At 54.7% G+C, this 23512-nt stretch carries 14 protein-coding genes; 11 read left to right on the top strand and 3 right to left on the bottom strand.

Going from position 1 to position 23512, the window contains the following annotated elements:
- Positions 1–81 precede the first annotated feature (81 nt).
- On the bottom strand, positions 82–1020 hold the full coding sequence (locus tag H9I52_RS14975; protein WP_187454491.1) for a GAF domain-containing DNA-binding protein: 939 nt from the start codon (positions 1018–1020) through the stop codon (positions 82–84).
- A gap of 339 nt (positions 1021–1359) precedes the next feature.
- Between H9I52_RS14975 and tatA (H9I52_RS14980) the strand changes: the two genes are divergently transcribed.
- The 10 genes from tatA (H9I52_RS14980) to H9I52_RS15025 all read left to right on the top strand — a co-directional run bounded on the left by tatA (H9I52_RS14980) (position 1360) and on the right by H9I52_RS15025 (position 18444).
- Complete coding sequence (gene tatA / locus H9I52_RS14980) at positions 1360–1584, top strand: twin-arginine translocase TatA/TatE family subunit (RefSeq protein ID WP_139515784.1); 225 nt, start codon at positions 1360–1362, stop codon at positions 1582–1584.
- A gap of 2 nt (positions 1585–1586) precedes the next feature.
- The gene (tatA, locus tag H9I52_RS23270) at positions 1587–1970 is read left to right on the top strand and encodes a twin-arginine translocase TatA/TatE family subunit (RefSeq protein WP_139515783.1); all 384 of its coding nucleotides are present in this window, start codon (positions 1587–1589) and stop codon (positions 1968–1970) included.
- 9 nt (positions 1971–1979) lie between these two features.
- A complete protein-coding gene (gene gatA / locus H9I52_RS14990; RefSeq protein WP_187454492.1) occupies positions 1980–3419 on the top strand; it encodes an Asp-tRNA(Asn)/Glu-tRNA(Gln) amidotransferase subunit GatA in 1440 nt (479 codons plus the stop codon).
- The gene (locus H9I52_RS14995; protein ID WP_187454493.1) at positions 3419–5455 is read left to right on the top strand and encodes a LysM peptidoglycan-binding domain-containing protein; all 2037 of its coding nucleotides are present in this window, start codon (positions 3419–3421) and stop codon (positions 5453–5455) included. Before gatA ends, H9I52_RS14995 begins: the two co-directional genes overlap by 1 nt.
- A 167-nt stretch (positions 5456–5622) precedes the next feature.
- Positions 5623–7893 carry an NADP-dependent malic enzyme gene (locus H9I52_RS15000; protein WP_187454494.1) on the top strand — a complete coding sequence of 757 codons (2271 nt, stop codon included), beginning with the start codon at positions 5623–5625 and terminating at the stop codon, positions 7891–7893.
- A gap of 190 nt (positions 7894–8083) precedes the next feature.
- Positions 8084–8689: a Holliday junction branch migration protein RuvA gene (gene ruvA, locus H9I52_RS15005; RefSeq protein WP_139515779.1), complete on the top strand. Its 606-nt coding sequence runs from the start codon at positions 8084–8086 to the stop codon at positions 8687–8689.
- A 33-nt stretch (positions 8690–8722) separates the two neighbouring features.
- Positions 8723–16150, top strand: coding sequence for a cell surface protein SprA (gene sprA, locus H9I52_RS15010; RefSeq protein ID WP_262386082.1), 7428 nt, complete (start codon positions 8723–8725; stop codon positions 16148–16150).
- A 183-nt stretch (positions 16151–16333) separates the two neighbouring features.
- Positions 16334–16714, top strand: a complete 381-nt coding sequence (gene gcvH / locus H9I52_RS15015; protein ID WP_139515778.1) for a glycine cleavage system protein GcvH — start codon at positions 16334–16336, stop codon at positions 16712–16714.
- 12 nt (positions 16715–16726) lie between these two features.
- Entirely contained in the window at positions 16727–17128 is a 402-nt protein-coding gene (locus tag H9I52_RS15020) for a VanZ family protein (RefSeq protein WP_187454495.1), read from the top strand.
- A gap of 119 nt (positions 17129–17247) precedes the next feature.
- On the top strand, positions 17248–18444 hold the full coding sequence (locus H9I52_RS15025; protein WP_187454496.1) for a M28 family metallopeptidase: 1197 nt from the start codon (positions 17248–17250) through the stop codon (positions 18442–18444).
- A 209-nt stretch (positions 18445–18653) separates the two neighbouring features.
- Here H9I52_RS15025 and H9I52_RS15030 read toward each other — a convergent pair whose 3' ends face one another.
- Both H9I52_RS15030 and H9I52_RS15035 read right to left on the bottom strand, forming a co-directional pair.
- Positions 18654–19148 carry a hypothetical protein gene (locus tag H9I52_RS15030; protein WP_139515776.1) on the bottom strand — a complete coding sequence of 165 codons (495 nt, stop codon included), beginning with the start codon at positions 19146–19148 and terminating at the stop codon, positions 18654–18656.
- Between the two features lie 379 nt (positions 19149–19527).
- Positions 19528–20412, bottom strand: coding sequence for a YicC/YloC family endoribonuclease (locus tag H9I52_RS15035; protein WP_262386083.1), 885 nt, complete (start codon positions 20410–20412; stop codon positions 19528–19530).
- Positions 20413–20648: 236 nt separating this feature from the next.
- Between H9I52_RS15035 and H9I52_RS15040 the strand changes: the two genes are divergently transcribed.
- The gene (locus tag H9I52_RS15040) at positions 20649–23498 is read left to right on the top strand and encodes a TonB-dependent receptor (RefSeq protein ID WP_187454498.1); all 2850 of its coding nucleotides are present in this window, start codon (positions 20649–20651) and stop codon (positions 23496–23498) included.
- The last annotated feature ends 14 nt before the right edge of the window (positions 23499–23512 follow it).

Consider the following 23512-nt stretch of genomic DNA (forward strand, 5'->3'; position numbering starts at 1 on the left):
ACCTATTTCGCTAAAAGTATAATTTTTCTCGGTGAAAGGCTTGTTTTGCTGTGCTGTCTTGCATCGCAGCTCAGCAGCAGCTTATACCAAGTTTAGCCTGTTGAGCAGCACCGCTTTATAGGAATTGCCAATGGGCACTGGCACCGGCTGCCCGGCGCGTTCCGTTTCCACCAAAGCGGAATCGGCTTCAATCGCGACTATCCGATCGAGGCGCACGATGTATTTGCGGTGAACGCGTGCAAAGTCGCGGGGCGGCAACTTGGTTTCTAGGTCTTTCATGGTGCTGTACACCGTGAAGCGCTCGCGGGCCGTGTGGATGTTCACGTAATCGCCAAGGGCTTCGACATACCGGATATCGCCCGTGTTGACGCGCACCAGTTTATGATCCTGCTTGATAAAAATCTCGCAGCGGTTATCAAAATACAATGAATCGGCCGCGTTGTTGGCCATGCGCAACAGCCCGTCCAGTTTTTGCTGCTCCTGCTCTAGTTGCAGGCGGGCGCGACGCAGCTCCAAGTGCGAAACCACCTCACGTGCCAAAATCCGCAGGGCCTCGCGTTGGCTATCGCTCAGGCGATGCGGCACCGTATCGATGGCGCAAAGCGTTCCCAACGGATGCCCTTCCGGCGTTACCAGCGGCGCACCAGCATAGAAGCGAATGCTAGGTGAAGCGGTCACCATCGGGTTCATCTGAAAAGCAGGATCGCAGCTCGCGTCTTCTACTTCGAATACGTCGTCGGAGTACATCGCGTAGTTGCAGAACGCAAATTCGCGTTTAGATCCCTCAATGTTATCAAAGCCGGTTTTGGCCTTAAACCATTGCCGATCAGAGTCAATCAGGGACACAAGCGAAACCGGCGTATTGCAAATAAAAGCCGCTAAGCGCGTCAGATCATCAAACACTTGCTCGGGTGGCGTGTCTAAAATCTGATAATTACGTAAAACCTCGAGCCGCTGTGCTTCGTCACTGCTGTGCAGGTCGGGAAGGGCGGAACGGGTTGTGCTGGAGTTACGAGCCAACTTTTTAAGAACGTTAAATCTTCGGGGAGAGGCAGCTGCGAATCAAAGCGGAGCAAACGGCATCAGCGGTGCCTAAGCATCATTTGCTTCGAAAAATGAGCTCAAATAACAATCTTACGACGGTGAATATAAGTATTTAGACGCTGAACTTCCTTTTTTACCAGTCAAGGCTTCCGAATATGTACGAGCCGTTTGCCGAAACGGATTGACCGGCGCAACAGGAAAGATAGAGTCCTGTAAAACTGTTTTGAAAATTATAGGGTACCTTTACCAATCCTGAATCACGCTAAACAGCGTATACCTAGCTTTGCACCCCAAACCGGCTTCAGGCCTCTCATCATGACACTGCTTTCCCTGTTTCTAGGCATCGGCAATTTTGGTGGCACCGAAATTCTGCTGATTGTTATTGCCATCATCTTACTGTTCGGTGCCAAGCGCATCCCGGAACTTGCCAAAGGCCTGGGAAAGGGCATTCGGGAGTTCAAAGATGCTACGAAGGAAGAAAAGCCTGAGTACCGCGACCGCCCAGTTAATCCAAACGATCCTACCCAACCCCGCCTGTAATCATGAACATGCCCGTTCTGCTTTTCCTCGGCGACATTGGTGGCAGCGAGTTGCTGCTGATTATGGTCGTCATCCTGATGTTTTTTGGCGCCAATAAAATCCCGGAACTAGCGCGCGGCTTAGGCAAAGGCATTCGGGAGTTTAAAGATGCGTCGCGGGAAATCCGCAGTGAAATCGAAAACTCAGGCCAGCCCCAGCCAACCCAATATCAAAACCAATTCAACAACAATACGGGTTATCAAGCGCCGCAGCAGCCTGTTTATCAAGCTCCTGTAGCCCAGCCAGAAGGCACGCACGCGCCTGTAACTCCTATTGCACCGCCCATGGATGGTGGCATCACGCCTCCCGTGGCCGATAGCCCTCGCCTTGATCAAACGACCAACTAATTCTGTGATTTGAGACGCTTTAATTCTCTCACCGAAGTTCGTAACGAGCTGACGGCAGGCACCGTGACCTGTCGTCAGCTCGTGGAGTATTATCTGGATAACATCCAGAAGAAAAGCCATCTGAACGCTTTTCTGGAAGTATTTGCTGATGAGGCACTTATGCAGGCCGATGCCGTAGATGCCAAGTTGGCTGCCGGTACCGCTGGCAAGCTTGCGGGTATGGTAGTTGGCCTCAAGGACGTGCTGGCTTACAAAGACCACTCTCTGCAAAGCAGCAGCCACATCCTCGACGGGTTTAAGTCGTTGTACACGGGTACGGCTGTGCAGCGCTTGCTAGACGAAGACGCTATCATCATTGGGCGCCAGAACTGCGACGAATTCGCCATGGGGGCTTCCAATGAAACCTCCTACTTCGGACCAGCCCGCAACGAGATAGATCCCGACCGCGTTCCCGGTGGGTCATCGGGTGGGTCGGCAGTAGCCGTGCAAGCCGATCTGTGCCTAGCTTCTATCGGCTCCGATACGGGCGGCTCGGTGCGTCAGCCGGCAGCATTTTGCGGCATTGTTGGCTTCAAGCCTACTTATTCGCGCATTTCGCGCTACGGCTTGATCGCGTACGCTTCTTCTTTTGATCAGATAGGTACGCTGACGCGCTCGGTGGAAGATGCGGCTTTGCTGCTGGAAGTAATGGCGGGCGCTGACGATTTCGACAGCACGGCCAGCCAGCACCCCGTGCCGGCTTACAGCGAGCTGCTAACACCTGCCCCACACTACCGCATCGGCTACATCAGCGATTGTCTGGAGCGGCCCGGCTTAAATCCGGAGATCAAAGAAGCGACTGAAAGAGCGCTCGATTTGCTACGCAGCCAAGGCCACGTAGTAGAAGCCGTCGACTTCCATCACCTCGACTACATCGTCCCGACGTATTACATTCTTACCACTGCGGAAGCCAGCTCCAACCTGAGCCGCTACGATGGGGTGAAGTTTGGCTACCGGGCTCCCGATGCCACCGACCTTGAGTCTTTGTATAAAAAGACACGAGCGCAGGGCTTTGGACCCGAGGTACAGAAGCGCATATTGCTGGGCACTTTTGTACTGTCGGCAGATTATTATGACGCTTATTATACTAAAGCTCAGCAAGTTCGTCGTTTGATTAAAGAGAAAACCGACGAACTCCTACGGCAATACGATTTTCTGGTGTTGCCCACCACGCCTACCACTGCGTTTCGCATTGGCGAAAACGAAAAAGATTCATTGGCTATTTACTTGGCTGACATTTTCACGGTGCAGGCTTCGTTGGCGGGTGTTCCGGCTATTTCGATTCCTGCGGGTGCCGATTCGAAAGGATTGCCCATTGGTTTACAAGTATTGAGCGGAGCCTTCCGCGAGGAGCATCTGTTGGCTTTTGCAAAATCAGTCACGGAATCACTTACACTAGCTATTCCCTGATGAAAAAGTTATTGTGGCGTGTCGCCGCTTCTTTTCTGCTTGTGAGCATCTTGTCGCCTCTTGCGCAGGCGCAGGTGCTTCCCGAACTGAATCCGAACGGTAGCCGCCTCAATGACGATACCACCCACGTACAGTTGGAGCTGCTACCCGATACACTGGTGGCTGCCCCCACCATCGATTCGTTAAAGATACGTTGGGCACATACGCCCCCGGAACTGCGCGACTTGGTCGGTGACCGCATCAGCTGCTTCGAGACCGACGTGCCGCACCTATTCAACGGCACCGTAATGAGCTTTGTGGAGTATTTCACGAATCGCAACCGGGCGTATACGCAGCGCATTCTGGAACGTGAACACCTGTACTTCCCGCTATTCGAAACGTATTTAGCTAAATACAAGCTCCCACAAGACCTTAAGTATCTGGCAGTTGTAGAATCAGCCCTGGTACCACAAGCACGCTCGCGCGTGGGTGCTGTGGGGTTGTGGCAATTTATGGGGCCAACTGCCAGCGACCTACGGTTGCGCCGCGATGAGTACATCGACGAGCGCATGAACCCCGAGAAGTCGACGGAAGCCGCCTGCAAGTATCTGCGCGACCTGTATCGCATGTTTGGCGACTGGGAGCTGGTAATGGCCGCGTACAACTACGGCTCCGGCAACATCATGAAAGCCATCCGGAAGGCGGGGGGCCAGCGCAATTTCTGGGCGATCTATCCGTACCTGCCCAAAGAAACCCGCAACTACGTGCCCACCTTCACGGCGGCCATGTACGCGATCAAGTATTCGCACGAGCACGGTTTGCACACCGAAACGATGCGCTACTTGTACCCCGAGCCCATGGATACGCTTGTCGTTTCGGGCCGCTCCTTAGACTTGCGCAAGTTTTCGGCGCAGTTTGGCCTGGACTCTGCCGAAATTCAACGCCAGAATCCGGAAATCCGCAAGCCCTTCCTGCCGGAATCCATTCGCAATTATGCGCTGAAAGTTCCGGCCTGCGTTCGGAGCGAAATGGTCGTTTTCGACCGCTCTACGCTTCTTGATTTCTGCAAAGTGAGCGTGCCGCCACCCGCTCCTATTGCCCCGCGCCTTCCTTGGATGACGGATTTCAATTCGGTCCAGACGGGCGTTGCAGTTACCGACAAGCCTAGGCCAGAAAGCGACAAGCCCCGCTATCGCCGCGTACGGCATACCGTAAAACGCGGGGAGACCGTAGCCGCCGTGGCCGAGCGCTACGACGTGACGCCCGCGCAAATCTTGCGCTGGAACGAGTTGCGGCGCGGCAAGGCCCTCGTTCCACGCCAGCAACTGCTTGTACTACTTCCCATTCGCGAAGCAGAAGCTCCTCGGACGGCCGTCGCATCAGCTCGTAAAATTTATGTTCCGGCCAAGCTACCGCTCCCAACTGCCAAGCCTTCTGTTGCCATGGCCGCGGCTCCGGTAGCCGAAAAACAGGAAGCAGAAACTAGCGCTGGCCGCAATACAGAATCGTTTGGTAATGAGCCAGTTATAATAAAGACAACTGCTTCAGCTAAACCTTCTAACAAAGCGCCCAAAGAAATAGCCAAATCGGTGGAAGTTGCTGAAGCAGACACCGACACTGCCGCGGCTACCGACGACACACTGCCCAAAAGCTATGTGGTTCGTAAGGGCGACATCCTAACCAAAATTGCGCGTGAGCACGGCGTAACCGTTGCGCAGATCATGGCCTGGAATAAGTTGGAAACGGAGAAAGTAGCACCCGGCCAGCACCTAACATTCTACGCTGCCAGCAGCGACGAGGAAACCGCAATAGCGCAAGTTAGTGAGGTTACGCCACGCCGGACGACCCACGCGAAAGTAGCTAGCGCAACCCCCAAAAAGCCGGCGCCCGCCGCGCCGCCAGTTATCCGCAAAGTGCACTTGGTTCAGCCTGGCGATACGCTTTACAACATCTCTCGTCGCTACCAAGGCGTGACGGTAGAGCAGTTGCGTAAGCTTAACAACCTCAAGTCCGACAACGTCAAACCGGGCCAGAAACTGGTGATTGTGCAAGGGTAAGCCCCTATTTTTTTCTGTTCTAAAAAGAGCCGCTTTCCTGCCCCGCGCCCCAAGGATGCGGGGCTTTTTTCTGCCCATTAAATGAAGCGTACCTTTGATCCCGCTCAAATTCGCGCCACCTTGCTTATTACAGCGCCCCAGCGCTCCGTTCTTCCGCCCTCACTTCTATGCTTAAAATAAACAAAGAAGACGCCCTCAATTACCACTCGCAAAACCCCGCTGGCAAAATTGAGGTAGTACCGACCAAACCCGTCAGTACCCAACTCGATTTGGCCCTTGCCTACTCGCCCGGCGTGGCCGAGCCTTGCAAAGCCATCGCGGCCAACAAAGACGACGTCTACAAATACACCGCTAAGGGCAACCTGGTGGGCGTGATTTCAAACGGCACCGCCGTACTGGGACTGGGCAATATCGGTCCCGACGCGTCGAAGCCGGTAATGGAAGGCAAAGGCGTATTGTTCAAGAAGTTCGCGGGCATTGATTGCTTCGACATCGAGATCGACGCGACGGACCCCGACGAATTCATTCGCATTGTGAAGTCGCTGGAACCAACGTTTGGCGGCATCAACTTAGAAGACATCAAAGCCCCCGAATGCTTCCGCATCGAAACGGCGCTGCGCGAGCAGATGAACATTCCGCTGATGCACGACGATCAGCACGGCACAGCCATTATTTCGTCGGCGGCGTTGCTGAATGCGCTGGAGATCGTCGAGAAGAATATCGACGCGGTGAAGGTGGTAGTAAGCGGTGCGGGCGCGGCGGCCATTTCGTGCCTGCGGCTATATGTAGAGCTGGGCCTGAAAATTGAGAACGTCGTGGTCTTCGACAAGGACGGCGTCATCAACCAGCACCGCACCGATTTGGCGCCGTTGCAGATGCAGTTTGCCACCGACCGCACCGTCACCACATTGGCCGAAGCCATGGAAGGCGCCGACGTATTTGTGGGCCTTTCGGCGGCCAACGTGCTGCCGGCCGAATTGCTGCTGCGCATGGCCGACAACCCAATCGTGTTTGCCCTGGCTAACCCCGATCCGGAGATTGTGTACGAAGTTGCCATGGCGACTCGCCCCGACCTGATCATGGCCACGGGCCGCTCCGACCATCCTAACCAGGTCAATAACGTGCTGGGCTTTCCCTACATCTTCCGTGGGGCCTTGGATGTGCGCGCCACCGAGATCAACGAAGCCATGAAACTGGCGGCGGTGAAGGCATTGGCTGAACTGGCCAAGGACCCGGTGCCAGACATGGTAAACAAGGCTTACAGCGACAACACGCTGGCCTTTGGACGTAACTATTTGATACCCAAGCCTTTAGATCCAAGGCTTATCACCACCATTTCGCCGGCCGTCGCGCAGGCTGCCATCGAGAGCGGGGTAGCGCGACAGGTGATCACCGATTGGGCGGCTTACGAAGATGAATTGCGCAGCCGCCTGGGCGTCAACCAGAAGCTGATGAACCGCATCACCAGCGCTGCCAAATCGAACCCCAAGCGCGTGGTGTTTGCCGAAGGCGACAACTACAAGATTCTCAAAGCCGCCCAGATTCTGCGCGACGAAGGCATTGCGCACCCGATTCTGCTCGGCAATCAGGAGAAAATCAACACAATTGTCCGCGCTAATAGCCTCGACTTGGAAGGATGCACAATTATTGACATTCTGCAGGAAAACGAGAAACGCGAGGAATACGCCGAGCTGCTGTATCAAAAGCGCCAACGCCGTGGCATCACGCGCTACGAAGGCCGGCGGTTGTTGCGAGAACGCAATTACTACGGCTCGATGATGCTGGAAACCGGTGAGGCTGACGCCTTTATCACGGGTTTGAGCAAAGATTACGGCAAATCCATCATCCCGTCGTTGCAGGTGATTGGCGTAGAAGAAGGCGTGCACCGCGTGGCGGGTATGTACATCATCCAACACAAAAAAGGGCCGTACTTTTTTGCCGATACCACCGTCAACATCGACCCTACGGCCGAGGAGATGGTAGACATCATTGGCTTGACAGCGCGGGGCGTGCGCTTTTTCGATACCGAGCCTCGCATTGCCGTGTTGAGCTATTCGAACTTCGGCTCCAACCCCGGCGCCCTGCCCGACAAAGCCCGGCGCGCTACCGAGCTAGCCAAAAAGCGCTACCCCGACCTGCTACTTGATGGGGAGATGCAAGCCAACACGGCCCTCAATCCGCAGCTCTTGCGCGAGCATTACCCTTTTAGCGAGCTAGCGGAGAAAGGTGCCAACACCTTGATTTTCCCGAACGTAGCGACCGGCAACATTGCCTACAAAGTTCTGCAAGAAATAGGTGGTGCTGAGGTAATTGGCCCTGTACTGATGGGCATGCGCAAGCCCGTACATATTCTGCAGTTGGGGGCTTCCGTCCGTGAAATCGTGAACATGGCCGCTATTGCCGTGGTCGATGCGCAGACTTATAATAAGCCGCTGTAGGGATTATCTTCCGCCACCATTGTAGACGACGCGCAAAAAGGCGAACTTTATAAAAGCCAGATTTTTTAGCCAAGAATGCCAGTATTTTTGGGATAAAATACCAACGGCTGACGTTCTTCTTCCATCCCAACGATCTGCCTTTTGATCGTGTCATGACGGGCGTGTCTTGCACGCTCCTATTTTGGTTTCTATGATCGCATACATCGACGGCAAACTAGCTTACAAAGATCCGACCCTCGCCATCGTGGACGTGAATGGAATTGGCTACGAAATCAAGATTTCGTTGGCCACCTATTCGAAGTTGCCGGTGGAGGAAGAAAAAATAAAACTCTTTACCTATCAGCACATTAAGGAAGATGCGCACACGCTCTACGGCTTTCTAGACCCAAACGAAAAAGCGCTGTTTATGCAGCTGATTTCGGTTTCGGGCATCGGGCCGGGCACGGGGATCATGATGGTTTCCTCCATGTCGGTCGGCGAGATTCGCCAAGCCATTGTGCAAGAGGACGTTCGCTCTATTCAGAGCATCAAAGGCGTAGGCCCGAAGACCGCGCAACGTGTGATTCTGGAACTGCGCGACAAGATGCGCAAGGATGAATTGCTGGCCAAAGCGGGCGTAGACACCGTCCCGTTGGCGCGGGCGCACAATACCAACCGCGCCGAAGCGTTAGCCGCTTTAGTGACCTTGGGTTTTGCCCGCGCTGCCGCGGAAAAAACCCTGGACGCTATCCAACAACGCCATGGTAATGACCTGAGCGTGGAGGGATTAATTAAATTTGCTCTGAAGTCTCATTAGCATTTTTCGCTGCCTAGCGCTGTATTGTTACCCTTGAACTCCGGTAAGAAGTCCCTCACCGCCTCAGTCGTTATTGTCGCGTCGTTGCTGGCGTGGTGGTCGCAGGCTACAGCCGCAGCGGGAGCTCATCCATTTGCTTTTCAGCAACTATGGAAGTGGCTACCTGTGCCCGGTAAAGGGACCGCGCTACAAGTTGCGGCCGACACGCCCCGTACTGCACCAGCCGACACGACCAAATACCGGCCCAGCCGCCGTCCAAAAGTAAACCCAGCCGACCGCGTGGGCAGTCCGTTTGCGCCTCAGCGCCGACGCTCGCCGCTTATTCTGGGTTTGCCCTCGAACGTGCACCTCGACGTAACGCCCGACGATAGTCTGGCGAACTTCAACATCGAGGAAAAAATCGGGACGGATCTGGACTACCGCAACCCGAGTTTGATGACGTTTGAGGAGTATTCGCGGTGGCAGCAACAACAGGCCATTCGCAATTACTTCCGTGCCAAATCGGAAGGCGGCGTGGCCGGCGACGCCAACACGCCAGCCGCACAGCGCCTGATTCCGAAGATTTATTTAGGCCCGATGGCCGACCGGATTTTCGGGGGCAGCTACGTGGACATTCGCCCCCAGGGCGCGGTCACGATTCGGATGGGCGCGCGCTTCAACCGCAACTACAACCCTACCCTCACACTGCGCCAGCAGAAAGTAGGTGATTTTCAGTTCGACCAGAACATGAACGTCAACCTTACGGGCCAGGTGGGCGAGAAACTGCGGCTCACCTTCAACTACGACACCAAAGCCGCATTCGACTTCGAAAACAACATGAAGTTCGATTACACGGGCTTCGACACTGATATCATCCGCAAAATTGAGCTAGGCAACGTCAGCTTACCACTCAATAATTCGCTGATTCAGGGTGGGCAGAACTTGTTCGGCGTCAAAACACAACTGCAATTTGGCCGCTTGGCCGTCACGGCGGTGGCCAGCACTCTGCGCGGTACTTCCGACGAAGTGCGCGTACAAAACGGCGCCCAAAGCCGGCAGTTTGAAATAAAAGCCAGCCAATACGAACGCGACCGCCACTTCTTCCTATCGCAGTTCTTCCGCGACCGCTACAACACGGTGCTGCGCAACTTGCCTACCGTACAATCGGGCGTGGAAATTCGGCGCTTGGAGGTATACGTCACGAATGACAACCGCACGACTGAGAACCTGCGCAATGTGGTGACACTCACGGACGTAGCCGAACCGACGCGCTTGTACCGCTCGCAGTTTCTGCTGCCGTCCGGACGTAACGCGGCGGCTACCAACGCGGCCAACTCCGAGCTTTCGGCCATCTTGGCCGGCGGCGCAACTGCCCGCGGCGACCAAACCGTCGATGGGTACTTGGCCAACAACCTGAAGCTGGTTAAGAACGTGGACTTCGAGCGGGTACGGGCCCGCAAGCTCGACCCGCGCGAGTACACCTTTAATGCGCAGCTAGGCTACCTGTCGCTGAATACGCAGCTACTGCCGGAACAGGTGCTAGGCGTGTCGTACGAGTATTTGTACAACGGGCAAGTGTACAAGGTGGGCGAAACGGTAGACGATTACGCCAACGTGCAGCAGGATCAGGTAATCTTCCTGAAGATGCTGAAGGCCACCAACCCCGGCGTGGGGTTGGCTGATTTGAACGACCCAAGCGTGAACAAGCAGAACGAAAACCTGCTGACCCGCAACTTGCCGACCTGGGATTTGATGATGAAAAACATCTATTCCCTCAACGCCAACCAGATCAACCGCAACAACTTCCAGCTCCAGCTGCTCTACAAAGACGACGCAACGGGCGTAGATTTGATTTCGCTGAAGGAAGGCCAAAAGGTTAAGAACATTCCGCTTGTTCAGGTCTTGAACCTGGATAACGTAAACCCCAACAACGACCGGAACCCCGACGGCAACTTTGACTTTTTCTCGGGCATTACGATCGATCCGGAGCTGGGCAGGATCATTTTTCCGGTGGTGCAGCCCTTTGGCAATTACCTTCAACAGCAGTTTGTAGCCGGCACCGAGCAAAGCCTCATCGATAAGTACGTTTACCAAGAGCTCTACAACCAAACGCAAAGCGACGCCCAGCAGCGACAAGAAAAGGACAAGTTTTTCCTGCGGGGGCGCTACCAGGCCACGGCCACCGACGAGATTACGCTGCCCGGCTTTGGCATTGCCCAAGGCTCGGTGCGGGTTATGTCGGGGAGTACGTTGCTGGAAGAAGGCCGCGACTACCAGGTCTTCTATGACCAGGCAAAAGTTAAAGTGCTCAATCCCAGCTACTTAAATTCAGCCAACGAACTACGCGTCACGTTCGAGAAAAACGCCGTGGTGCAGGTGCAACCTCGCCGCCTGGTGGGCACTCGCTTAGATTATCGTCTTAACGAAGACATCAACATTGGGGCCACTTATTTACATCTGCTTGAGAATCAAGCACCTGGCATAAACCGCGTCAACATCGGCGACGAGCCGGGTAATAACACGATTTATGGCTTCGACGTGAACATGCGTCGCGAGTCGCGGGCTATCACCAAGTATCTGGATGCCTTGCCACTTATTTCTACCAAAGAGCCGTCGTCGGTGGCATTCAGCGGAGAGTTTGCGCAGCTGGTGCCAGGCCGGTCGAAGCTGGGCAGCCGCGGAGAAAATGGCGTGTCGTACATCGACGACTTTGAAAACTCCCGCACGCCGTACTCGCTAGGCGGCACCAATTCGGCTACCACTTGGCGCTTGGCCTCCACGCCGTTGCCCATTGCCGGCAGCACCACCGACGGCCGCCCCTATGGCTACAACCGGGCGAAACTGGCTTGGTACACTGTCGATCAGACCTACTACACCAACGGCCCAAGCAAGCCGTCCAACATCAACGCCAACGACCTGCTGAATCACTACACGCGGGGCATCAAGCGCGACGAGATTTTCCCGAACCGCGATTTAGGTGCGACTGGCAACAGCTTTGAGTTTCCGCTTGATCTGGCATACTTCCCCAACGAACGCGGGCAGTACAACTACAACCCGCAGCTGCAAAACGACGGCAAGCATTTTCAGCTGAACACGCCCGCCGAGAATGCCCGGCACTACGGTGGCATCAGCCGTGAAATCAGCTTCGATACGGACTTCGACAATGCCAACGTCGAGTACATCGAGTTCTGGATGATGGACCCGTTCATCAACTCGCCGCGGGGTGCTATTGAAGATCCGGACGCGACGCAGCCGGTTAAGCCCAACACCACGGGTGGCGACTTGTACTTCAACCTCGGCAACGTGTCGGAAGACGTGCTGAAGGATGCCAACGTGCACGAGTTTGAAAACGGCCTGCCCGACGGTGCCAGCATCCGCGACCCCGATGATGTGCGGCCAACCGTGTGGGGCCGTGCTACCAAACAACAGTTTTTGACCGACGCTTTCAGCACCGCGCCCGGCGGCCGGGCACTGCAAGACATTGGCCTCGACGGCATTGATGATAATGCGGAAACCCAGTTTTTCGGCGCGATTTACGGCGCGGACCCTTCTGCCGATGACTTCGTGCACCACCTCGACGCGGGCTACACGCAGCGCAACGTCAAGATTTTGGGCCGTTATAAACAGTACAACGGCATGGAAGGCAACTCACAAGAGAACAGCCAGCAGAGCTCGTCCGCTTTCCCCGACAAAGAAGACCTCAACCGCGACAACGTAATCACCGACACCGAGCGCTATTACGAATACCGCGTGCAGCTCCGCCCTGGCCAATTGGCCGTTGGGCAAAACTACATTGTGGATAAAGTCACGAAATCGGTAAATGGTGACCAAGTTTCGTGGTACCAGTTCCGCATTCCGATTCGGCAATACTCGGCGGTGCGCGGCACTCCCGACGGCCAACCGTTTGGCTTCAAGTCGATACGGTTTGTGCGCATGTACCTCACGCAGTGGCAGGAGCCGGTGGTGCTGCGCATTGTGCAGCCGCAGTTTGTGGCCAACCAGTGGCGCCGTTTCCTGAGCACCATCGCGGAGCCCAACAAGCCCAACGTCAACACCGATACCGATGCCGAAGCCTTCGACATTTCGACGGTCAGCATCGAAGAAAACGGGGCTACAGCGTCTGGCTCGTCAGCCATCCCGTATGTGCTGCCACCCAACATCGAGCGCGACCGCGAATACGGCTCCAGCACCATCAACCGCCAGCAAAACGAGCAATCGCTGCGCATGTGCGTGCAGGGGCTGCGCGACGGCTACGGCAAGGCCGCCTATAAGAACTTGACTATCAATATGTTGCGCTACAAGCAACTACGAATGTTCTTGCACGCCGAAAGCGAAGACCGGAGCGTGCGCGATGGGCAGGTAAACGGCTTTATCCGCATCGGTACTGACTATACTCAGAACTACTACGAATACTCCCTCCCCCTCCAGATTACGGCGCCCGGCGGTGGCGTGCGGGCCGTGGAGGAAGTATGGCCCACGCAAAACCAAGTAGACGTAAAGTTTCAGGATTTTATCGACGCGAAGGCCGAACGCAACCAAGCACACTGGCCGCTCAACGTGCCGTATATCAAAACCATCACGGCGCAGAACGGCGTAAAGGCCACGATTACCATCCTCGGCAACCCCGACTTTAGCGCCGTTCAGGGCGTGATGATTGGTGTTTTCAACCCATCCGACGACGGCGTGGAGAAGTCGCTTTGCCTGTGGTCGGATGAATTCCGGGTGTTTGATTTTGACCGCGAGACGGGTTGGGCCGCCACGGCTCGCTTCAATGCTAAGCTCGCTGACCTAGCTAACGTAACGGCGACGGGCAGCTACATTTCCACGGGCTTCGGCGGCCTGCAAGACCGCTTGCAGCAGCGTTCACTCGACAACGTGGCCCGCGGCGATCTCAATGCGACGGTGGCGGCCGAGAAGTTTTTCCCCGAAAAATTGGGTCTGCGCGTACCGGTGTTGGTGCAAGCGGGCATCGAGAGCCGCGCGCCCAAGTACGACCCGCTCGACCCGGATACGAAGCTTACCCAGTCGCTGCAAAAGTTTGATTCCGAGACCGAGAAATCAAACTACCGCAAGGAAGTCATCGACCAGACCAGTCAGCGCAGCATCAGCGTGTTGAATGTTCGGAAGGAGCGCACCAACCCCGAAAAGAAAGTGCGGCCTTACGATATTGAGAACTTTGCGCTCAGCTATGCGCTCACCGAACGCCTGCATACCGACATCCGCACGGACCGCGACTACACCCGAACGTATACGGGTGCGCTGGCCTACATCTACCAGACGACGCCGAAAAACTATACCCCGCTGGCCAACCTGAAAGCGCTGGATTCGCCTTATCTCAAGTTCCTGCAAGAGATCAACTTCACGCCGCTGCCCAGCCGGTTCTCGTTCCGGGCCGACCTTGACCGGCGCTATAACGAGTTGTTCTTGCAGCGCACGCTCGAACCTGGTCAGGTGCCTGTGACCGACGGCATTGCGGGTGTATTTCAGAAGAGCTTCTTTATCAACCGCATCTACGACATGCAGTGGGATCTGACCAAGAACCTGCGTTTGGACTACACGGCTACCAACCGCGGAGTGGTGGACGAAGGCCCCGGCCGCACCATTGGCAGCGATGCCATTGCGCGCAACAACCGCCAGCAGCTGCGCCACAACCTCGGCCGCGGCGGCCGTACCACCAATTTCAACCAGACCATTGGCATCACGTATCGTCTGCCCTTGGACAAGTTTCCGCTAACGGATTGGCTATCAGCCGATACGCGCTACCAAGCCAATTACAGCTGGCAGGCGGCTTCCACAGCGTTGCGTGCTGACCTCAACGACTCCACTACCGTGGACGTGAAGCTGGGCAACACCATTCAGAATAACGGTGAGTTGAGCGCCAACGGAAAGATTGATTTGGTGAAGCTTTACAACAAAGTGCGCTTCCTCAACATCATCAACAACGCTCCGCCGCCCGCTCCCAAGCTCAAAGACGGTCAAAAAGGCCCTCCCGATCTCGTCAACGGGCAGCCTGTCGCCCCTGCCGATACCACCAAAGGCCCGCAGCTGCGCGTGCTGAAAGCCATCCTGCGCTCTCTAATGACAGCGCGCTCCCTGGACTTTACTTACACCCGCAGCAACGGCACGCTGCTTCCGGGCTATCTGCCTGTCACTCAATTCTTTGGCTTGAGCGATAATTTCAGCGCACCGGGTGTGCCATTCATCTTGGGCCGGCAGTATGACCTAGATGCCCTCTACGATCGCGCGGCTGGCCGGGGCTGGTATACGCAACGCAGCGACCTGCTGAATACGCCCATTAGCTCGTTGCTGACCGAAAACCTGGCGCTGCGCACAGCTTTGCAGCCCTTCCGCGACTTCAACATTCAGCTTGACGGACGCCGCCAGTTGGTGCGCAACCGTGAAGTGTTTTACCGCCGCGAAGTAAATCTGGAAACGCTGGAACCTTATCCCGACGGCCGACTGGCGCCACGACAGCCTTTGGGCTCGGGATCGTTTAGCACTTCGTTCGTTTCCATTCAAACGCTTTTCGGCGACCGTAGCGCCAACGGCAACATCTCCAAATCCTTCGACCGCTTCGTGCAGAACCGGGCCCTTATCCGCGACCGCATTGCCGCGGATAACCCAAATCCTGGCACGTACGGATACAATTCGCAGGATGTGCTGCTTCCCGCCTTCCTCGATGCGTATCGCGGCAGGTCGTCGAGCGGCTACAAATCAGAGAAGTTTAAGCCGTTTGCGCTTCTGCCCGTTCCCAACTGGAACATCACCTATAACGGGTTGGCAGAGTTGCCTTTTGTTAAGCGTTATTTCCGGAGCATCGCCCTTACTCACGCGTACTCATCCACTTACAACATAGCCAGTTACAACACAGCTACGGTGTATAACCGGGAGCCACAAGGCCTGTCGGAGCTGGTGAATACGTCCAATCAGTTTATCCCGTATTACATCATCGGGCAAGTGAGTATTGTAGAGCGTTTGGCACCGTTGATTGGCATCAACTTCACTACGCTCGAAAAGACGACCGGACGCGTGGAATATCGCACTGAGCGCAATGTGGCCCTCAACACCACCAACGCCCAAGTGACGGAATTGCACACGCAGGAGCTGGTGATTGGTTTTGGCTACGCGACCAACCGGTTGCAGCTGCCGTTCAAAATTGGCGGTGAGCAGCGCATTCTGCGCAACGAGCTCAACGCCCGCCTCGATCTTTCCATCCGCGACAACACCATCATCCAGCGCACCATTCAGGACGTCGTTGATCCGGGTGGCACGGCGCAGGCCAGTCCCGGCCGGGCAGCCAGCCAAACCACCAACGGCTCGCGCCAAGTCCAGATTCGCCCTACCATCGACTACATCCTGAACCAGCGCCTCAACTTGCAATTCTTCTTCACTCGCACCGTGACGGAGCCACGCGTAAGCAACTCGTTTAAAAACGCTGCGACCGAAGGCGGCATCCAATTGCGCTACAGCCTTTCGCAGTAGTATATTTACAATTAACTGATTGTCAATCAGTTGTAAATACAAAACCAAGTAACAATTAACATAGTAAGCAGCAGGTAGTTAGGAATTTAACCGGGCGATGGTTGACCCATCCGCCTTTTAAATCTTACTTTTGATTTCGTAGCCCCGCTACGCTACCCATTTCAGATTATTAAACCTGCCCTTATGAACCTGCCTGCCAACCTGAAGTACACAAAAGAGCACGAGTGGATCCGCATTGAAGGCGATGTAGCTTTCATCGGCATCACCGACCATGCCCAAAAGGAACTCGGCGACATCGTCTATGTCGACATTGACACCTTGGACAAGGAGATCGCTCAGAATGAGGTGTTTGGCACGGTAGAAGCCGTCAAGACGGTTTCGGATCTGTTCAGCCCCATCTCCGGCACTGTGTTGGAAGTCAACAGCGCTCTGGACGGCAGCCCCGAAACTGTAAACTCCGATCCGTACGGCGAAGGCTGGATGGTGAAGATCTCGGTAGCTAACCCAGCCGAACTCGAAGGCCTGTTATCAGCCGAAGCATACGGCGAACTAGTAGGCGCCTAATCTCTTCATAACGTGACACTTACAGCACCGCCCCTTGCCCGCCTCTATCCCTTACTGGCCGGCATGTGGGCGGTGCTGGTGTTAGTGCTTACTCTCACGCCAGCCAAGCAGATGCCGGAAGTGCCAGAGTGGCAACTGCTTTCCTTCGACACTGCCGCCCACGCCTTTGTGTTTTTGGTGCTGGCCATCCTGACGTATTTGGCCGTGCGTTATCAGTACCGGTTTGCCAACCTGCGCGAATATGCGTGGCCGAGCGTATTTCTGGGTAGCGTTGTCTTTGGAGCCATCATTGAAGTGTTGCAAATGACCATGGCGCTAGGCCGTCACGGCGAGTGGTCCGACCTGATCAGCGATTCGTTGGGTTCTGCCACCGGACTGCTCACGGTCTGGGCTCTCCAGCGCTTTCGGAAATAATGTACGCGCAAGCTTCGCAACGCATGTATCGTTGTGGCTTGCCTTGGCGCCCGGTGTTGCTACTGGTCAACTTTGCCCTGCTGACCATTGACCCTGGCGTTGCGCAGAATATGCCTCGGGTGCGCCAAACCATCAGCGATCTTACAGCACCGGCTATGCACGGGCGGGGCTATGTGCAGCAGGGTGAACACAAAGCGGCCGCGTATATTAGGCAACGCTTCGAAATGCTGGGGTTGCAGCCTTTTACACCCAACTACCAGCAACCTTTCTCACTGACTGTCAATACCTTTCCGGGCAGAATGGCGTTGAGGGCAGGCAGCAAAATGCTTCGCCCCGGCAAGGATTTCATTGCTGAGCCCAATTCCGGCGGCGGGAAAGCAAAAGGTGCTGTGCTGTATCTCGATACGCTCATCTTTACCAACGAAACCGCCGGCACTCGGTTCCTGCGACAGGAGTTGCGGCACCGTATTGTCGTTTTGCGCCAGCGCGATGCCGAACGCATTCGCACCCTCCCCGATTCTTTTGCTCAACACTTGGACGAGGCCGCTGCGCGCATTACGCTAGTGTCAAAATTAACGGCTTCGCTTTCGGAGCAGCAAGCCCACCAGCCGCGCCTGCACGTGCTCGCCAGCAGCTGGCCCGCCCCAACGCAATATGCCAGCACAGTCGTGCAAGCTATTTTGCGCCCAAATTACCCGACCAAAAATATTATAGGCTACTTGCCGGGCAGCGTTTCTCCCGACTCATTCATTGTCGTAACAGCTCACTACGACCACTTGGGTCATATGGGCAGGCGAACATACTTTCCGGGTGCGAACGATAACGCCAGCGGCACCGCTATGCTTTTGGAGCTAGCTGCGTATTACGCGCAGCGTCAGGAGCGCCCAACCATGTCAATCGTATTCATGGCTTTCGGTGCCGAGGAAGCAGGGCTGATTGGTTCTCACTATTTCGTGGACCATCCATTATTTCCGCTCGACCGCATCCGCTTTCTGATTAATCTGGACTTGCTAGGTACTGGCAGCGACGGCATTACCGTCGTAAATGGCCGACAGCTGGCAGCACCTTATCACCTGTTGCAGCAACTAAATGATAGTCAACACTTTGTAAATTCAATAGCTGCACGGGGACGGGCAGCCAATTCCGATCATTTTTACTTCTCGGAACGCGGAGTACCGGCCTTCTTTATCTATACTCGTGGTGGCATAGCTGCCTATCACGATGTAGATGACCGAGCTGAAACATTGCCACTAACAGCATTTTCTGGAGTTTTCAAGCTATTAGTAGAGTTCGTTGATAAGTTACTTAAAGACTAAGTAAGCGTTTCAACTATATAAACAAAATTACATTCCACCGCTGTAGCGCTTAACTCTGGCTTACGATTTAGCTCTATCGGACCGGATTGGCTCTTGCCTTAGAGGCACGGGGTAAACATTGTTATAAAACAATAATCTCGGAATAATCAGATACTCATCTGATTATTCCGAGATTATTGTTTTATAAGGTCTCAGATTAGAACCTAGCGTTAGCCATTGGTTCTGAAAGAGCTCATGATCTGCTTAGCAACGTTCTCCCACTCGGGCTTCTGACGGTCAGCACAGGTAAAGTTGCACATCAACAATTTGCCTTCCACGTCGGTGAAGAAAACCAGGTTGTAAACCTCATGGCCAAGCTCAGGCTTCATCAGTTCCATGTAGCCAACTTTGCGACCATTTACTTCCTTAACGCCGTTGTTGAACCACTTCGCCTCTTTGTATTGCTTGGAATACATCTTGTAGAAGTTGGCCGCGTACATGTCGATCATGTCCTGATCAGCGGTGTTGTCGGTGTAGGTGAAAGCGATGCTGGCCTCTTTGCTATTTGTGTAAATCACACTTGGTCGGCTCTGAGCTTTGGCATAGTTGAAGTCCATCTGCTGCTCGCTCATAACTTCGAAACCTTTGGGAATCAAAATCTCAACTCGCTCGCTCAGCACGCGCTTTTTGATCATTTCGACTTCTGCGAATGGTCGAGCTGCCATCAACAGGATCGACAGGCATAAAAATGGTAGGAGTAATGCTTTTTTCATAGCTTCTAACTGAAAAAAGGGTTGAATCAAAGTGAGTTGAGTGCCGAAAGATATCAGGACGCTCTGTTTGGATAACACAATTTACGAGGAAAATTTCTTATCGCAATAGACCGGTAAAAAATAATTTTTTACTTCTACTAATAAGATCCTAAAAATCGCCATAAAATGCGTTTAATAGCAAGAAAAGCACGTTTTTAGATTTTATATTTGTTTTAACAGATTCTTCGCTATCTGCTAAAAAACCAATCCTACATTTACTTTATCATATACTAAAATTCATAATAAAATTCCTATTTCGATGGCAACGGGGTTTGTACACGTTGGTTTGAACTTAGAGAATATTATTGACTTGCTCCTTGATCTTCTCGAGCTCTTCTTTCATTTCGACTACTAAATGCTGCAGAGTGGAGTCGTTGGCTTTTGAACCGATGGTGTTGATTTCGCGACCAATCTCCTGCGAAATAAATGCAAGTTTCTTTCCCGTAGGCTCGGGCAAGTAGACCGTTTCGTTGAAGTAGCGTAAATGGCTGACTAAACGCACTTTTTCCTCGGCGATATCCAGCTTTTCTATGTAGTACAATAGCTCTTGCTCGAAGCGGGCATCACTGAATTGTTCATTTGTGACGAGCTCGCCCAAGTGTGCCTGTAGGCGTTGCCGTACTTGCTCAATGCGCATCGGATCGTGACGCTCCACATCCGAAAGCAGAATCCGGATGCGTTCGGTATAGCCCAGTAGCTCCACGCTAAGCGCTTGCCCTTCGTCCGTCCGGAATTGGTTGACGCGCTCTAATGCTTCGTGTACCAAGGGCAGCAAATCTTCCCAAGCCACTTCTTCTTCGTCTTCTGTAGCAGCAGTTATATCGGCGGGCATGCGCAGGATGCCTGGCAGGGCCGTCGCGATGGCGGTAAGCTGCTCCAGTGAGGCGCCGCTTTGGGCAGCGGCCTGACGTAGTTCTTCGTAGGCGGCCAGCAACACCTCCTGATTAAGCACTGCGCCTACACGCGCAGCCGCGCGCGGGCGCACGAAGTCGAAGTTGAGGTTGACTTTCCCGCGGATCAGGCTTTTGGTGACCAAGTTGCGGAGTTCCAACTCGCGATCTTGCAGAAAGCGCGGGAGCCGCAATGTCAGGTCGAGGCTTTTGGAGTTGAGCGACTTAATTTCTACGGTTGCGGAATAACGGTCGGTTTCGCGATGGGCAATACCGTAACCAGTCATGGATTGAAGCATGATGAACGTGCGGTGAGGTGTGGATATGAGTAAAACAAAGGTAGCTACGATAAGCCAGGGCAGGTAGGCTACACATCTTGCCGTACCCGAAGCAGCAAGTAGCGAGGCAGGCAAGCCTAAATATTATATAAATACTTGATAATAAGATATTTATATACAAGTAACGATTAGATAATATATGGGAAATATTGGGCTAATACCCTGCCGGTACTTTTGCTGCCGATATGGGAAACATCGACTTCAAGCCTGGTTTTTTCACGTTTTTCCTCCTTCTTCTGACCCTAACTACGGGCTTCGCCCAGACCGGAAGTGTCAAAGGAGTGGTTACGGATGCCCGCTCAAAAGAGGGCATTGTGGGGGGTACCGTCCGGCTGGACGGCACTATGCTAGCCGACCAGACCGATGCCAACGGCAACTTCACAATCAGCAACGTACCGCCGGGCCAGTACACGCTCCTTATCACCTCCGTTTCTTATAAAAACCGCAGCATTCCGCAGGTGGCGGTGGCCTCCGGCAAGCCGACTGTCATCAATTCGACGCTGGAGGAAGATACCAAGCAACTCAACGAAGTAGTGGTGACCGGCGTGCGCCGCACCAACACCGAAGTATCGGTGATCAGCGAAATCAAGCAGGCCAACGTGGTGGTCAGCGGCGTTTCGTCGGAGCAGATTGTGAAAACCCAGGACCGCGACGCGGCCGAAGTCGTGCGCCGTATTCCGGGCGTGACCATTGTCGACAACCGGTTTATTCAGGTGCGCGGCCTCAGCGACCGCTACAATACGGTGTGGCTCAACGACGTGAACGCGCCCAGCTCCGAAACCGACCGCAAATCGTTTTCCTTCGATGTGGTGCCCAGTTCCCTGCTCGATCGGGTGCTGGTATTCAAAGATCCGTCGCCCGAACTGCCCGGCGATTTTGCAGGCGGCTTGGTGAAGGTGTATTTGCGCAAGCCCACGTTCAACGAGCGCCTCTTTACGGCCAACTACTCGCTGGGCTACCGCAACGGCACTACGGGCAACGACTTCTTCACGGATAAAACGCAAGCAGGCGACGCTTTCGGGTTTGGTGCGCGGATGCGCGAGCTGCCGGGCGGTTTTCCGGTGCTGGGCACGGCTTATCAGCAGTACGAGCGCGATTTCTACGCCAAACAGATCGAGAATACTTTCCCAATTTATAAGATGAAGGCCATGCCCGATCTGCGGTTTAACGCGGCCTACATCGACCAGATCAAAATCAAAGGCTTGGAAATCGGCAGCGTATCGTCGGTCAACTACACCAATACCTATTCGCGCTTTCACATCGATCGCAACCTGTTCGACGGAGCCGGCCAGCGCACCGATCAACTGAAGGACGACCAATCGACAAACAACGTCCGGCTGGGTGCCATCCAGAATTTTAGCGTCGTGCTCAACGATGGCAGCCGGCTAGAGTTCCGCAACCTGTTCAACCAACAGGCTCGTAATCAGCAAACTACGCGCGCCGGTCTTGACGATAACGGCGTACTGACACGCCGCAGTTACCAGCTAGGCTACCAAGGCCGCACCACTTATACTGGCCAACTAGCTGGTACACACAGCTTTAACAAAGACAAGACTAGCCTCGATTGGGTGGCAGGCTACGGCTACTCCAACCGCAACGAGCCGGATCTGCGCCGCGTGTCGTACCAAGTAACGCCTTCGACAACGGAAGGAGCGGCGAATATGGAAACCGTGCTCACGCCGGCAACCGGCGGTGTGGACGTTAACAATGCAGGACGGCTGTATCAGGCGCTCAGCGAGCACATTTTCACCGTCAATGCCAACCTGAAGCACAAGGTATCGGTGGCTGAGCGGGAGGTGGAAATCGGGGCCGGAACGTACCTCGAATACCGTCGGCGCCACTTCCAGGCACGGGCCTTTGGCTACTCGCTCAATGCCAACGGCGATCCGCGGCTGCGCAACGAGGCCGTGGGCAACATCTTCGACCCGCGCAATATCGCTTCTGGCGGCTTCCGCATGGACGAGGACATCAACTCAACGTACCGCTACGGCGCGTCTAACGAACTGGAAGCCGGATACTTATCCTTCAACATTCCGGTCACGCCCAAGATCAAGCTGCTGACAGGCGCCCGCTACGAGCGCAACGTGCAGTCGATCAACACAGGCATCAACGGCCAGCCGGTTTCCCAGGATGTGACCACCAATTTCCTGCTGCCCTCGGCCAATCTGAGCTATAATTTCAACGACAAAAACCTAGTGCGCGCCTCCTACGGCCGTAGCCTCAACCGCCCCGAGTTCCGCGAGTCGGCGCCATTCTTCTACTACGACTTCGACTTCAACGTGCTGAATTTCGGCTCGTTGTACCTCAATCCCGAAACGCCCCTAAAGGTGGCCAGCATTGACAACTTCGATTTGCGCTACGAACTCTACCCTTCCGACGGCGAGCTGATCCATGTGGGGGCTTTCTACAAGAAGTTTAAGAACCCCATTGAAAACGTGGTGGTGCTGACGACCAACTTAGCCTACACCTTCGTGAACGCCCCTAGCGCCTACGCGTACGGCGTCGAGCTTGACCTGAAGAAGAACCTGACTCTCTTGGACGATGCGTTCGGCACGTCGGGCTTCAAAAACCTCTCGGTAGTCTTCAACGGCTCCCTGATCAAAAGCCAGGTTTCACTGGGCGACAACGTAGCCTGGAACAAGAAGCGCGCCCTCCAGGGCCAGTCGCCTTACGTGTACAACGGCGGCCTTTACTACCAGACGCCCGAAAACACTTGGCAGATCGCGGCGCTCTACAACGTATTTGGGCCGCGCATTCTGTTTGCGGGCAGCAACGATTACCCCGACGTAGTGGAAATGCCCCGCCACACCATCGACTTGTCGGTGACCAAAACGGTATCGAAGCGCATGTCGCTGAATGCCGGCGTGCAGGATCTGCTCAACCAGAAAGTGAACCTGGTGCAGGACTACAACCGCGACAAAAAGTACACGAACAGCGACCAGTCGCTGGCCGGCTACCGCCGCGGCACCTACTACACCGTGGGCATGCGCTTCAACTTGGAGCCGCGCGCTACTCCGACAACGCCCCTGCCTTAATTACTGAGTTTTTC

Origin of the sequence: Hymenobacter sp. BT491, from assembly GCF_014349165.1 — a bacterium.
Lineage (GTDB): Bacteria > Bacteroidota > Bacteroidia > Cytophagales > Hymenobacteraceae > Hymenobacter > Hymenobacter jejuensis.

What these genes read in the sequence shown, in the direction of transcription:
- H9I52_RS15040 (WP_187454498.1), top strand. Translation starts at nt 20,649, where the DNA reads ATGGGAAACATCGACTTCAAGCCTGGTTTTTTCACGTTTTTCCTCCTT.
- tatA (WP_139515783.1), top strand. Translation starts at nt 1,587, where the DNA reads ATGAACATGCCCGTTCTGCTTTTCCTCGGCGACATTGGTGGCAGCGAG.
- H9I52_RS15030 (WP_139515776.1), bottom strand. Translation starts at nt 19,148, where the DNA reads ATGGCAGCTCGACCATTCGCAGAAGTCGAAATGATCAAAAAGCGCGTG.
- H9I52_RS15000 (WP_187454494.1), top strand. Translation starts at nt 5,623, where the DNA reads ATGCTTAAAATAAACAAAGAAGACGCCCTCAATTACCACTCGCAAAAC.
- ruvA (WP_139515779.1), top strand. Translation starts at nt 8,084, where the DNA reads ATGATCGCATACATCGACGGCAAACTAGCTTACAAAGATCCGACCCTC.
- H9I52_RS15035 (WP_262386083.1), bottom strand. Translation starts at nt 20,412, where the DNA reads ATGACTGGTTACGGTATTGCCCATCGCGAAACCGACCGTTATTCCGCA.
- tatA (WP_139515784.1), top strand. Translation starts at nt 1,360, where the DNA reads ATGACACTGCTTTCCCTGTTTCTAGGCATCGGCAATTTTGGTGGCACC.
- H9I52_RS14995 (WP_187454493.1), top strand. Translation starts at nt 3,419, where the DNA reads ATGAAAAAGTTATTGTGGCGTGTCGCCGCTTCTTTTCTGCTTGTGAGC.
- gcvH (WP_139515778.1), top strand. Translation starts at nt 16,334, where the DNA reads ATGAACCTGCCTGCCAACCTGAAGTACACAAAAGAGCACGAGTGGATC.